At 58.6% G+C, this 13,479-nt stretch carries 13 protein-coding genes and 1 tRNA gene; 3 read left to right on the top strand and 11 right to left on the bottom strand.

The features are described 5' to 3' along the window. Positions 1 to 12 precede the first annotated feature (12 nt). Both msrA and BTN45_RS13695 read right to left on the bottom strand, forming a co-directional pair. Positions 13 to 663 carry a peptide-methionine (S)-S-oxide reductase MsrA gene (gene msrA / locus BTN45_RS13700; RefSeq protein WP_112766027.1) on the bottom strand — a complete coding sequence of 217 codons (651 nt, stop codon included), beginning with the start codon at positions 661 to 663 and terminating at the stop codon, positions 13 to 15. A 63-nt stretch (positions 664 to 726) separates the two neighbouring features. Continuing rightward, a complete protein-coding gene (locus BTN45_RS13695; protein ID WP_004439161.1) occupies positions 727 to 1,044 on the bottom strand; it encodes a hypothetical protein in 318 nt (105 codons plus the stop codon). 220 nt (positions 1,045 to 1,264) lie between these two features. On the opposite strand from BTN45_RS13695, the gene BTN45_RS13690 reads away from it, so the two are divergent. From BTN45_RS13690 to dnaJ, 3 genes are all read left to right on the top strand, one after another. Then, positions 1,265 to 1,354 (top strand) — tRNA-Ser (locus BTN45_RS13690). 307 nt (positions 1,355 to 1,661) lie between these two features. Further along, complete coding sequence (gene dnaK / locus BTN45_RS13685; RefSeq protein WP_004439158.1) at positions 1,662 to 3,563, top strand: molecular chaperone DnaK; 1,902 nt, start codon at positions 1,662 to 1,664, stop codon at positions 3,561 to 3,563. 89 nt (positions 3,564 to 3,652) lie between these two features. Then, positions 3,653 to 4,789 (top strand): molecular chaperone DnaJ, encoded by a 1,137-nt coding sequence (gene dnaJ, locus BTN45_RS13680; RefSeq protein ID WP_207588295.1) that lies wholly within the window; start codon positions 3,653 to 3,655, stop codon positions 4,787 to 4,789. Between the two features lie 66 nt (positions 4,790 to 4,855). Here the strand turns inward: dnaJ and BTN45_RS13675 are convergent, their stop codons facing one another. From BTN45_RS13675 to BTN45_RS13635, 9 genes are all read right to left on the bottom strand, one after another. After that, a complete protein-coding gene (locus BTN45_RS13675) occupies positions 4,856 to 5,407 on the bottom strand; it encodes a DUF924 family protein (RefSeq protein ID WP_207588293.1) in 552 nt (183 codons plus the stop codon). Between the two features lie 12 nt (positions 5,408 to 5,419). Next, complete coding sequence (locus BTN45_RS13670; protein ID WP_004439151.1) at positions 5,420 to 5,632, bottom strand: SlyX family protein; 213 nt, start codon at positions 5,630 to 5,632, stop codon at positions 5,420 to 5,422. A gap of 148 nt (positions 5,633 to 5,780) precedes the next feature. After that, complete coding sequence (locus tag BTN45_RS13665) at positions 5,781 to 7,286, bottom strand: tripartite tricarboxylate transporter permease (protein ID WP_207588291.1); 1,506 nt, start codon at positions 7,284 to 7,286, stop codon at positions 5,781 to 5,783. Between the two features lie 9 nt (positions 7,287 to 7,295). Then, positions 7,296 to 7,757: a tripartite tricarboxylate transporter TctB family protein gene (locus tag BTN45_RS13660; protein WP_207588289.1), complete on the bottom strand. Its 462-nt coding sequence runs from the start codon at positions 7,755 to 7,757 to the stop codon at positions 7,296 to 7,298. Positions 7,758 to 7,857: 100 nt separating this feature from the next. Further along, positions 7,858 to 8,841, bottom strand: coding sequence for a tripartite tricarboxylate transporter substrate-binding protein (locus BTN45_RS13655; protein ID WP_004439144.1), 984 nt, complete (start codon positions 8,839 to 8,841; stop codon positions 7,858 to 7,860). A gap of 198 nt (positions 8,842 to 9,039) precedes the next feature. After that, positions 9,040 to 10,386: a sigma-54 dependent transcriptional regulator gene (locus tag BTN45_RS13650; protein WP_207588287.1), complete on the bottom strand. Its 1,347-nt coding sequence runs from the start codon at positions 10,384 to 10,386 to the stop codon at positions 9,040 to 9,042. Then, entirely contained in the window at positions 10,383 to 12,185 is a 1,803-nt protein-coding gene (locus tag BTN45_RS13645) for a sensor histidine kinase (RefSeq protein ID WP_207589743.1), read from the bottom strand. Before BTN45_RS13645 ends, BTN45_RS13650 begins: the two co-directional genes overlap by 4 nt. A 184-nt stretch (positions 12,186 to 12,369) precedes the next feature. Further along, positions 12,370 to 12,555 carry a 50S ribosomal protein L32 gene (rpmF, locus tag BTN45_RS13640; protein ID WP_003507205.1) on the bottom strand — a complete coding sequence of 62 codons (186 nt, stop codon included), beginning with the start codon at positions 12,553 to 12,555 and terminating at the stop codon, positions 12,370 to 12,372. Positions 12,556 to 12,747: 192 nt separating this feature from the next. Then, entirely contained in the window at positions 12,748 to 13,467 is a 720-nt protein-coding gene (locus tag BTN45_RS13635; RefSeq protein ID WP_207588285.1) for a DUF1868 domain-containing protein, read from the bottom strand. Positions 13,468 to 13,479 lie beyond the last annotated feature (12 nt).

Raw genomic sequence — 13,479 nt, 5'->3', positions numbered from 1 at the left:
ACTGCAAAAAAACTAGTCGATATTACAGCTTACGCCGGTTCCCCTGAGGCCGCAGTAGCCACCCGGGTTCTTGGCAAGATATTGCTGGTGATAGTCCTCAGCATAATAAAACGTTTCAAGCGGGCCGATCTCGGTGGTGATGGCGCCGGCATGGCCAGCCTCTTCCAGAGCCTGCTGAAATGCGTCTCGAGCTTTCTGTGCCTGCTGCAGCTGCCCTTCCGTCGTCGCATAAATGGCGGAACGATAGGTCGTGCCGACGTCGTTGCCCTGCCGCATGCCTTGAGTGGGATCGTGCTCCTCGAAAAATATCTTCAAGAGCGCCCCGAGCGAGATCACCGCCGGATCGTAGACAACCTTGACCACCTCGGCATGGCCCGTCTGACCCGTCGTCGTTTCCTGATAGGTCGGATTGCGGGTAAAGCCGCCGGCATAACCGACCGCCGTCACCCAAACGCCGGGCGTCTTCCAGAACAACCGCTCCGCGCCCCAGAAGCAACCCATGCCGAGATAGATGGTCTCGAAGCCATCCGGATAAGGCCCCTTCAGAGGTCTGCCGTTGACGAAGTGAAGTTCCGGCACAACGAGAGCCTCTTCACGGCCAGGCAACGCCGTCTCTTCGGTCGGCATCGTCGTTTTTTTAGAAAGCGTATCGAACAGGAACATTCGGTCCTCCATGCGGCCAGTTCCGCCGCTTCTCACGGTTCACATCCGCGGGCGCCAGCCCCGTCAGACCGACAAACGTCTCGTCGCCTTGTATTTTCTGTAACCGGCCATCCAGCACAGGAGGGACAGAGCGAGGAAAAAGGCAAATGCAGGCAGTGCCGACAGGGCATTTTCTATGAAGCGCCACGCTTCAGGGTGAATATAGTGAGCCAGAGACGCTTCCACCATGGTTCGCGAAGCAGGAAGAAGATAGTTCCAGACTGACAATATGCCGGTGATGGTGACTGATGACGTGGAAACAGAGCGGATCGAATCGAGCACACCCAGAAAAATCGCTGCGGCGAGGAAAAGAAAGCTCAAAAACCGCAAAAAAGCTTTCATTGGGATACCTCGCTCACGGTCTGCCGCTTACGGCAGCCACATTTTGAAACATTTCCTGCATGGATAAAGGCCGGAAAACGCGATTGCAATCGCATCGAAAGGCATGAAATTGCCGACAATTCAAAAAACTGTCAGATTCGTGTTGATCCCTGCGAATTCATCGGTATATATCGCGCCGTTCCAGTGATTTGCATTCTTCATGACATGCAGACTTGAAAAAGGACAGGTGGCCGAGTGGTTTAAGGCGCACGCCTGGAACGCGTGTGTGCGTGAAAGCGTACCGTGGGTTCGAATCCCACCCTGTCCGCCATTTCGCCCACTTCAAACCTTTATAATGGCATCCCTGAAGTCCTTGTGCCTGCGGCGCCGGACGACTGCGCAGCATAGCGTCAAAGTCGCGTTTTTCGGCTTACGCAAGCCTTGATGGCTATGCATCTGCAAAGAAAGAGTTTCCGGCGCTTTTTTGCTGCCTTTCCCCTGCTCTTGCGCCTTGCAGCCGCAAAAATCGCTCCTTATATACGCCGCATAACAGCAGCGAAGGCTGCAAATCCAAGTCAAGGTGCTGTCAAAGGAATGCCTCACGGGGTTCAGACAGCGCGCTTCAAGGAGAGAAGAGCATGGCAAAAGTAATCGGTATCGACCTTGGCACAACCAACTCCTGCGTCGCAGTGATGGATGGCAAGGACACGAAAGTTATTGAAAACGCGGAAGGCGCACGTACCACGCCGTCCATGGTGGCATTTTCCGACGATGGCGAACGCCTTGTCGGCCAGCCGGCCAAGCGCCAGGCGGTCACCAATCCGACTAACACCCTGTTTGCGGTAAAGCGCCTGATCGGCCGCCGTTATGAAGACCCGACCGTCGAGAAGGACAAGGCTCTTGTTCCTTTTGAGATCGTCAAGGGTGACAATGGCGACGCCTGGGTGAAGGCGCAGGACAAGAATTATTCCCCTTCGCAGATTTCCGCGATGATCCTGCAGAAGATGAAGGAAACCGCTGAAGCCTATCTCGGTGAAAAGGTCGAGAAGGCCGTCATCACCGTTCCCGCCTACTTCAACGACGCGCAGCGCCAGGCAACCAAGGATGCCGGCCGCATCGCCGGCCTTGATGTTCTGCGCATCATCAACGAGCCGACCGCGGCAGCACTCGCTTACGGCCTCGACAAGAAGGACGGCAAGACGATCGCCGTTTATGACCTTGGCGGCGGCACCTTCGATATTTCCGTTCTGGAAATCGGCGACGGCGTCTTCGAAGTGAAGTCCACCAACGGCGATACCTTCCTTGGCGGTGAAGACTTCGACATGCGTCTGGTCGAGTATCTGGCCGGCGAGTTCAAGAAGGATCAGGGCATCGACCTGAAGAACGACAAGCTCGCTCTGCAGCGCCTCAAGGAAGCTGCTGAAAAGGCGAAGATCGAACTGTCGTCCTCGCAGCAGACCGAAATCAACCTGCCGTTCATCACGGCTGACGCTTCCGGTCCGAAGCACCTGACGCTGAAGCTGACCCGTGCGAAGTTCGAAAGCCTGGTCGACGACCTCGTGCAGCGCACCGTTGCACCTTGCAAGGCAGCGCTCAAGGACGCCGGCGTCTCCGCTTCCGAGATCGACGAAGTCGTTCTCGTCGGTGGCATGAGCCGCATGCCGAAGGTGCAGGAAGTCGTCAAGCAGCTGTTCGGCAAGGAGCCGCATAAGGGCGTGAACCCTGATGAAGTTGTTGCCATGGGCGCGGCCATTCAGGCTGGCGTTCTGCAGGGCGACGTCAAGGACGTTCTGCTGCTCGACGTGACCCCGCTGTCGCTCGGCATCGAAACGCTGGGTGGCGTCTTCACGCGTCTGATCGATCGCAACACGACGATCCCGACGAAGAAGAGCCAGACCTTCTCGACCGCCGAAGACAACCAGTCGGCCGTGACCATCCGCGTCTCGCAGGGTGAGCGCGAAATGGCGCAGGACAACAAGCTGCTTGGTCAGTTCGACCTCGTTGGCCTGCCGCCGGCACCGCGTGGTGTTCCGCAGATCGAAGTTACCTTCGATATCGACGCGAACGGTATCGTGCAGGTTTCGGCCAAGGACAAGGGCACCGGCAAGGAACAGCAGATCCGCATCCAGGCCTCCGGTGGCCTTTCTGACGCCGACATCGAAAAGATGGTCAAGGACGCCGAAGCCAATGCTGAGGCCGACAAGAAGCGTCGTGCGGGCGTGGAAGCCAAGAACCAGGCTGAAAGCCTCATCCATTCCACCGAGAAGTCGGTGAAGGAATATGGTGACAAGGTTTCCGAAACCGACCGCAAGGCGATCGAAGACGCCATTGCCACCCTGAAGACCGCGGTTGAGGCTTCCGAGCCTGACGCCGACGACATCCAGGCGAAGACCCAGACCCTCATGGAAGTCTCCATGAAGCTCGGTCAGGCCATCTATGAAGCGCAGCAGGCCGAAGCTGGCGATGCTTCCGAAGGCGGCAAGGATGACGTCGTCGACGCTGACTACGAAGAAATCAAGGACGACAAGAAGTCCGCATAATCGCGCGACTTTCCGTCTCCTGACAATTTATGCAAGACATCCGGCTGCCGCGTGCAGCCGGAAATCCATTTGCGGGGCTTGTTAACTGAATGGCGAAAGCAGACTTTTACGAAACACTCGGCGTCAGCAAGACTGCGGACGAAAAAGAGCTGAAAAGCGCCTTCCGCAAACTCGCGATGAAGTACCATCCGGACAAAAACCCTGATGATGCCGATTCCGAACGGAAATTCAAAGAAATCAACGAAGCATACGAAACGTTGAAGGATCCGCAGAAGCGCGCGGCCTACGATCGTTTCGGCCATGCGGCCTTTGAAAATGGCGGCATGGGCGGCGGTGGCGGCTTTGGCGGCGGCGGTTTCGCCAATGGCGGCTTCTCGGATATTTTCGAAGACATCTTCGGCGAGATGATGGGCGGCGGTCGCGCGCGCCGATCTTCCGGCGGTCGCGAACGCGGTGCCGATCTTCGCTACAACATGGAAATCACGCTGGAAGAAGCCTTCACCGGCAAGACGGCGCAGATCAGGGTTCCGACCTCGATCACCTGCGACGTCTGTTCCGGCTCGGGCGCCAAGCCCGGCACGCAGCCGAAGACATGCGCCACCTGCCAGGGTTCAGGCCGCGTGCGCGCCGCTCAGGGCTTCTTCTCGGTGGAGCGCACCTGCCCCACCTGCCATGGCCGTGGACAGACGATCTCCGACCCCTGCGGCAAGTGCCATGGTCAGGGCCGCGTAACGGAAGAGCGCTCGCTCTCGGTCAACATTCCCCCGGGCATCGAGGACGGCACACGCATTCGCCTGCAGGGCGAGGGCGAAGCCGGCATGCGTGGCGGTCCGGCGGGCGATCTCTATATCTTCCTGTCCGTGCGCCCGCATGAGTTCTTCCAGCGCGACGGTGCCGATCTCTATTGCACCGTGCCGATCTCGATGACGACGGCAGCGCTTGGCGGCACCTTCGATGTCACGACGCTCGATGGCACGAAGTCGCGCGTCACGGTTCCGGAAGGCACCCAACCGGGCAAGCAGTTCCGTCTGAAGGGCAAGGGCATGCCGGTGCTGCGTTCGGCGCAGACGGGCGATCTCTATATCCAGATTCAGATCGAGACGCCGCAGAAACTCAGCAAGCGACAGCGCGAGCTGCTGCAGGAGTTCGAGCAGCTGTCTTCCAAGGAGAATAATCCGGAATCGACGGGCTTCTTCGCCCGGATGAAGGAATTCTTCGACGGCTGAGTGCCGCCGTTCTTCACCATCAGAAACGCCGCCATCCCTTGGACTGGCGGCGTTTTCTTTTTGGGGTCAGCCTGAAAAGCCGCCCTCTTCCAGATATCGCCGCTCCTCCGGTGTCGTTTCCCGCAACAATATCTTGTTACGATGCGGAAAGCGGCCGAAACGCTCGATGATCTCGCGATGTTCTTCGGCGTGATGCAGATAAAGCCCGCCAAGCGCCCGATTGAGACGGCACGCCCGGTGCTGCGCCTCCAGATCTTCTGCGTGAGAAAACGGTAGATAGAAGAAAACCCGCAGATCCTCACTCACTGCCTGATCATGTCCGCGCCGGACGGCTTCATCGGCCAAAAGCCGCGCCAGAGGATCGGTCGCATACATGTGGGCCGTGTCGCGAAAGCAGTTGCGTGGAAACTGATCCAGCAGCAGCATCAAGGCGAGGCTGCTTTCTGCACCCTCCAGCCAGCCATCCAGTTCCCGCCTTGCGGCAGCGAAATGAGCGTCACGGAACCGGTCGTGAAAGTGACTGTCGAAGGCGGCGTCCTTGTCGAACCATTTTTCCGGGCCAGCCTTCTTCCAGAAGTCGACGATTTCTTCAGCGAGCTTGGCTGTGTCGTTTTTCATGCTGTTCTCCCGTCAGTAATGCGGTGGCCTTGTGATGGCAGGCGCGTCCAGCGATTGCTCCTCAAGACTCAGGAACCGCTCCGTCAGGCGATCAAGCTTGGCGCGGGTCTGTTCAACAACCTTCCACTGCTCCGCCAGCTGGTCGGACAGTTCCTCTATCACCTTCAACTGATGCGCGACCGTTTCCTCGAGCGCGATGATCCGTTCTTCGGTTTCCGACGTCATGGTGACCTCTCTTTCCAGCCCTTCCTTGGGCCTAAAGGCTCGCGAGTCAACTATATGTCGCTTTCGTGAAGCGAATTCGGCATGGCGGAAACAGAGACAGAAAAGCCGGCGATGGAGACATCGCCGGCCTTTTGAGTTTATCGCATTCTCAGTCTTCTTCTACGAAAACCTCTTCGCGCTTCTTCTTCACGCTGGGGAGGAAGACGATGATCAGCACGGCGAGCGCAATGAAAAGCAGGGTTGCGCTGATCGGCCGGGTCACGAAGGTCGACGGATCGCCACGCGACAGGATCATGGCGCGCCGCAGGTTCTCCTCCAGCAGCGGACCGAGCACGAAGCCGAGCAGCAAAGGGGCAGGTTCGCAGCGCAGTTTCACCAGTACGTAGCCGATGAAGCCGAAGAAGGCGACGGCATAGAGATCGAAGACGTTTGAATTGACGCTGTAGACCCCGATGGCGCAGAAGGCCATGATGATCGGGAAGAGCACGTAGTAGGGCACCGTCAGCAGCTTCACCCACAGCCCGATCAGCGGCAGGTTGAGGATGACGAGCATCAGATTGCCGATCCACATGGAGGCGATGATGCCCCAGAACAGCGCCGGCTGTTCGGTCGCCACATTCGGACCGGGAACGATGCCCTGAATGATCATCGCGCCGATCATCAGCGCCATCACCGGATTGGCCGGAATGCCGAGCGTGAGCAGCGGAATGAACGACGTCTGGGCGCCGGCATTGTTGGCTGATTCCGGACCGGCCACACCGGCGACCGCACCATGACCGAATTCTTCCGGGTTCTTGGAGACACGTTTCTCCACGGTGTAGGAGGCAAAGGCGGCAAGGATCGCCCCGCCACCCGGCAGGATGCCGAGAGCCGAACCAATGGCCGTGCCGCGCAGAACCGGCCCTACCATGCGCTTGAAATCATCCTTGGTCGGCATCAAGCCGCTAACCTTGGCGATCAGCACCGAACGGGTCAGCTCGTTTTCGAGGTTGCGCAGGATTTCGGCGATACCGAAGACACCCACAGCCACAGCCACGAAATTCAGGCCATCGGCATATTCGCGGATACCGAGGGTGAAACGCGGCGTGCCGCTATAGATATCCGTGCCGACGAGACCGAGCAGCAGGCCAAGCACGACCATGGCCAACGCCTTGACGATGGAGCCATGGGCGAGCGCGATGGAAGACACAAGGCCGACGACCATCAGCGAGAAATACTCCGCCGCGCCGAATTCCAGCGCGATTGCCGTGAGCGGCGGCGCAAAGATTGCGACGAGGAAGGTTGACACCGTGCCGGCGAAGAACGATCCGATGGCGGCGATGGCAAGCGCTGCACCCGCCTTGCCCTTGCGTGCCATCTGGTAACCATCGATGGCGGTGACGGCAGAGGACGATTCGCCGGGCATATTGATCAGGATCGCCGTGGTCGATCCACCATATTGCGCACCGTAATAGATGCCGGCGAGCATGATCAGCGACGAGACGGGCTCAAGCTGGAAGGTGATCGGCAGCAACATGGCGATCGTCGCCGTCGCGCCGATGCCGGGCAGAACGCCGATGAGGGTGCCAAGCAGCACGCCGATCAGGCAGAAAAAGAGGTTTGCCAGCGACGAGGCGGTGACGAAACCGAGCGCAAGATTATCGAGCAAATCCATCGCTATACCTCAGAAGTTGAGCCAGGGGCCGAAGCGCTGGAAAGGCAGGCCAAGACCATAATTGAAAACAGCGACGGAAAAGACAGTGATAGCCGCGGAAAGAACGACCGCCATCAACGGGCTCATCTTGTGTGAGGCGAAGGACGCAATGAGCGCGCTGAAAAACAGCGCCGGCACAAAACCCAGGCCCCGAACAGTGAAACCAAAAAAGATCGGCGCGGGCAGGATGAAAAATATGCCGCGCCAGGCGATTGCGCCGATGCCCTCGCCAGCCGGCCGGGTTGCGCGCAGGAATATGACGCCGCCAAGCAGGATCAGGATGATCGCGAGTACCAGCGGGAAGTAGCCCGGCCCCATACGGAAGGCGGTTCCGATTTCCAGACCATAGGACTGCAAGGCAAAAAAGACGCCAAGCCCCATAAAAATTGCCCCGCAGACTGCTTCGGCAGGTTCATTAAATAACGACTTCATGAAAGATGCCCCTCCACGGCGCCCGACATTCAGCCGGTTCGCCTGTTAAAGTTGATCACGGTCGACCGGCGGCAGGAAACCGCCGGTCTTTCCGCGTTCATCAGTCGGCATATTGGCCGGCAGCCTCAATCACCGGCTTCCAGCGGGCGATTTCGCTCTCAAGCTTGGCCTTCAGCGCCGCCGGTGTCGCATCGCTTTCCGGCGACGGCGTAGTGCCGAGCTCCGCAAAACGCGCCGCGACATTCTTGTCCTTCAGCGCGACCTGCAGCGACTTGGAGAGCTTTTCGTTGATTTCCGCAGGCGTGCCCTTCGGCGTGTAGATGCCGTGCCAGATGCCGACTTCGAGTTTGGGCAAGCCAGCTTCGGCAACTGTCGGCACGTCCTTCAGCACATCCAGCCGCTTCGGCGAGGTTACGGCGTAAGCCTTCACAGTGCCGCCCTGGATTTGCTTGGTGGTGTTGGTGGTCTGGTCGCACATGATGTCGACCTGACCGCCCAGCAGATCGGTCATGGCAGGACCGGTGCCCTTGTAGGGCACGGTAACGAGCGGCGTCTCGATGGCGCTCATGAACAGCATGCCGCACAGATGAGAGGCCGCGCCGATGCCGGCATTGGCAACGGTGACCTTGTCCTTGTTCGCCTTGGCGTAATCGATCAGCCCCTTGAGGTCCGTGGTCTCAAGGTTCTTGCGCGACAGGATGGTCATCGGCACTTCCGTGACCAGACCAACATATTCGAAAGCACTGGTCGTGTCGTAAGCGAGCTTTCGATAGAGCGTGGCGCTGGTCGCCATGCCGATGTGGTGGAGAAGGATGGTGTAACCGTCGGGATCTGCGGAGGCAACGCGGCCAGCGCCAAGCGTGCCGCCAGCGCCGCCGACATTTTCCACGATGATCTGCTGGCCGAGATCCTTCGACATGGATTCAGCCACAAGACGCGCCACCGTGTCCGTCGGGCCACCGGCCGAGAAAGGCACGACCATGGTGATGTTACGCTCGGGATAGGTCTGAGCGGATGCGGACAGCGCGAAAAGGGAAACGGCAGCGGCGGCAGCAAGGCCGGAAACTGTCTTCAGTATTTTCATCGATTCCTCCCGGATGAAAATGATCGCCACTTCAGCCGCGCATGCTCCTCCATGGCGGCCGGGGTGACGATATTTGCGATCCCGAAGTGACATTCAGCAACGGCACTGTTGCGATGAAACGCAGTTTTATCCGTGTAACCAAAGATAATGGGTGGATTTCAACCCATGACGGCCTAAAGATGGGTGGAAATCCACCCATCAGATCTCGGTCATATGCCGGTGAAGCTCGTATTTCTGCATCTTCTCGTAAAGGGTTTTGCGGGAGATGCCGAGGTTCTCATAAACGGATTTCAGATTTCCCCCATGGGCTGCGATGGCCTGCGCAATCAGGCTTTTTTCATATGCCGCGACCCTCGGGGCAAGAGCCGACCTGCCATCATCCTGAAACGCCGGCGACGCATCGGATACGTCGGTTTCCAGGCCCAGCGCGAAGCGGTCCGCAGCGTTGCGCAATTCCCGGACGTTGCCCGGCCATTCCCTGAGCGAAACAGCGGAGAGCAGGTGCTGCGGCACCTCCATATCCTCCCGCCCGTAGCGGGCGGCAGCTTCTCGTACCAGATGGAGGAAGAGCAGCGGAATATCCGCGCTGCGCTGCGAGAGCGATGGCACGAGAATTGTCGCGACGTTGAGGCGGTAAAGAAGGTCGGCGCGAAAACGGCCAGCCGCAACTTCCTGTTCCAGATCTACCTTGCTGGTGGCGATGAAGCGCACGTCAAGTTCGACCGTTTCATTCGAGCCGAGACGGGTAATCACTCTTTCCTGCAGCACGCGAAGCAATCGGCCCTGCAGTTCGAAAGGCATAGAGCCGATTTCATCCAGCAGGATGGTGCCGCCGCGCGCGTGTTCGAACTTGCCATAACGCGGGCGCAGCGCGCCCGGAAAGGCGCCGGCCTCGTGACCAAACAACTCGCTCTCAATCAATGTCTGCGGAAGCGCCGCACAGTTGATCGCGACAAAGGGCCGGTTGGCTCTGCTGCTGATATCGTGCAATGCCCGCGCAACCACCTCCTTGCCTGCGCCTGTATCTCCGACGATCAATGTATCGGCATCCGTCGCACCGATGGCGCGAATGCGGTACCGCAGATCGACCATCACCTGGGTTCTGCCCGGCAGGCGCGTTTCGAGATCGTCATGCTTGCCCGCCACCGCCTTGAGACGGCGATTTTCCAGCACCAGCGCCCGCCGGTCATTGGCCCGCCTAATGATGCCCGCGAGATATTGCGGTGTGAACGGCTTCTCGATGAAATCATAGGCGCCATTACGCATGGCGTTGACCGCCAGCTGAACATCCCCGTGACCCGTCATCAGAATCACAGGTATTTCCGCATCGAGCTCCCTCACCTTCTGCAGCAGTGTCATGCCGTCCATGCCGGGCATGCGGATGTCGCTGACCACGACACCATCAAAACTGTAGCCGATGAGTTCGAGCGCGTGTTCGGCGCTCGCCAGCATGGTAACGGTAAAACCGGAAAGCTCCAGCGCCTGGGCAGTGGAGAAGCGCAGTTCCTCTTCGTCATCGATCAGCAAAACCCGCGACATGGTCATTCCGCAGCCGCCTCCATGCGCCAGGCGGCTGCGGGCAATTCGATCTCGAATTCCGCGCCCCCTTCCTCATGATTTCTCACCCGCAACTGGCCGCCAAAATCCTTGATGATGTTATAGGAGATGGAAAGCCCGAGGCCGAGGCCACGCCCCACACCCTTGGTGGTGAAAAACGGATCGAAGATGCGATCCGAAATTGCCGGCGGAACGCCTGGTCCCCGGTCGCGGATGAAGACGGAAACCGTCTGGCCGTGCTGTACGGCCTCGAGCGCGATGCGCCGATCCTCGCGCCCCTCCACGGCGTCCGCCGCGTTGGAAATGATGTTGACGAGCACCTGCTGCAGCCGCACCGGACCAGCTTTCACCGCAAGTGGCACCGGGCCGAGATTGACATCCAGCACCGCATTGGCGGCCTTCAACCGGGCACCGACGATTTCAAGCGTGTCGCGAAGCACGGTTTCCAGGCTGACCGCAGTCATTTTTTCGTTCGGCTTTCGGGCGAAATTCCTGAGGTGCCTGCTGATCGAGGCCATGCGATCGATCAGCCCCGATATGCGCCTGAGGTTTTCCCTGACCTCGTCCAGCCGCCCGCGCTCTACAAGAAGCGACGCGTTTTCGGCATAATTCTTGGCTGCGGCAAGCGGCTGGTTGATTTCATGCGACAAGGCAGCCGACATCTGTCCGAGCGCCGCAAGCTTGCCTGCCTGCACCAGATCATTCTGCATCTTGCGTAATTGTTTTTCCGTCTGGCGACGTTCGGCGATTTCGTGTTCGATCTCCTGGTTCACACGCGCCAGATCGGCAGTGCGTTCCTCGACCCGCCGTTCCAGCTCCGCCTGGGCTTCTGCCTGATGGGTCAGCCGTTCACGCAGCCGTCGCCGTCTCTGCAGCATCGCCGCAATCAGCGCGGCTGCCAGACACAGGCACAGGATGATCGCGATCATTGCCGTCTTCACCTGTGTTCGCAATGAACCGGTATCCATCAGCACGCTGACGGTCCATCCTGCATCCGCCATCGGCTGAGACAGGACCATATATTCCCTGTCCCCCTCATTCTGGGTAATCGTCATCAGCTGATGCGAGCCGAAACTGCCGTGTTTCAGCGGCAGTTCCTTCAGTGTGGCATTGGCGTAACGGCGTGAGGCCTCGGTACGCGCCAGTCTCTCGGGCGTCAGCGGCATCAGGCCGGAGTAAAGCCATTGCGGCGTGCCGGTCATGAAAATGATGCCTTCGGGATCCGACACAAGAATACGGTTTTCGCCATCGCCGAAGGAGGCCTCTATGCCTTCGATGTCGACCTTGAAGACGATGACGCCCTTTATTTCCGCATTGAAGAGAATAGGCGCGGAGAAATAATATCCGCGCTTGTGCGAGGTCGTGCCGAGCGCGAAGAACCGCGACTGCAGGCCCTTCGCCGCATCCTGGAAATAGGGACGGTAGCTGAAATTCTCACCGACGAAGCTTGTCGGACCATCATAGTTGCTGGCCGCGATTGTCTCGCCATCCAGCGTAATGATGTAGATATCGGAGGATTCCAGCAGGGTGTTGATGGATTTGAGGTAAACATTGGCGCGCTGTCGCAGGGCTTCATCCTTGGGATGTGCGACCAGCTCCTCAATGTCATCATGATCTGCAATCAAGGCAGGCAGCGGCTCGTAACGGTTCAACAGCCCGCCAAGGGCGGAGACGGCAAGCCGGAGCGTCGTGCGCCCCTGCTCGGACATTTCACCGAAATAGCTTTCTGCAATGACGCCGCTTCCTCTTGTCACGGCGCCGTAACCGAGGCCAAGACCGAGCATCATCAACAAAATCCAGCGATATTTCACCGAAACTCCCCTCATGCCGCAGGTAGCCAACCCGCTCTCCCGAAGCGAGTGTAGGAGGAGTGACGACATTTTCCAAGTGAGCGCTGGACACCGTGAGAGAACGCTCAAAACAAAAAACCGGCCACGAGGGCCGGTTTTTGTAAAGTCACGTCGGAGAAGCTTATGCGCTTTCCTTCGGCGTCAGAACCTGACGGCCGCGGTACATACCGGTCTTCAGATCGATATGGTGCGGACGGCGCAGTTCGCCGGAGTTCTTGTCTTCAACATAGGTCGCAGACTTGAGACCGTCAGCCGAGCGGCGCATGCCACGCTTGGACGGGCTTGTTTTTCTTTTTGGTACAGCCATTTTTGTTACTCCACTTAAGCGGCGAAACAACGGAACCGGCCAGAACCAAAGGCCGAATGTCGGATGTCTCGATATCGGAAATTTGGCGCGCTTATACATGCCCAAACGGGCTTTGACCAGCCCTGACGCGCATTTTTTCCGATTCGGCAAAAACCATGCGGCAAACTGCCCTCAGGCAATGCAAATCATGCTTCACCTTCTATCGAAAACAACGAGCTCCTTGAAGTGGTTCATATCCCTGAATTCACAGAAAGCCGGCGGACGCATCTCCATAACTGGCGCCGCGGCACGCAGCTTTTCCAGTTCCTCGTCAAGCATCGCCTGCCAGCGCGGCAGGCACTCGGGCTTGAACCAGCTGATGATGTAGGAAAGGGTGATGTGAAACTCGTAGCTGTCATGATCAGGATGGCGATATCCGAAGAAATCGGCGAATGTATCCCGCCACAGGGCCACAATGCGATCATCCTCGGCGGTGGCTCCCGTCAGGACCAGACCTACCGGCCGCAAACCGGTGACCTGCATGTTGAATCCCGGCAGCGCCGGAAAAGCAGAAAGGCGGTCGCGATAATAATCCGTCAGCGTGTCGATCGGTGTATCAAGCGGCATTGTCTGCGGCCAATAGGGCAGAGCACGCCGAAACTCGATGATGCCCTGAAACACCGTCATGTGCAGGCTGGAAGCCGGTGTGAAAGCAAGCTGGGATGCCTCCGGCATATCCAGGAAGCGCTGACGCGTCGCAATGATCGCGTTTTCGGTCTGCGAGCCCCCAACAAGATGGCACACGACCGTATTGCCCGGCTCAGGCAGAAACTCACCATTCTCATTAAAGCGGCTGCCGAGATGGCGCGGCGGCTGATCATGACAGGCAGCAGAAATATAGCCGAGATCTTTCGAGACGAGCGGGGCGTGCATGGGAAACTCCTC

This window comes from Rhizobium sp. ZX09, assembly GCF_017357485.1.
Classification (GTDB): Bacteria; Pseudomonadota; Alphaproteobacteria; order Rhizobiales; family Rhizobiaceae; genus Agrobacterium; species Agrobacterium pusense.
This window is presented reverse-complemented; position numbering and strand designations above follow the sequence as displayed.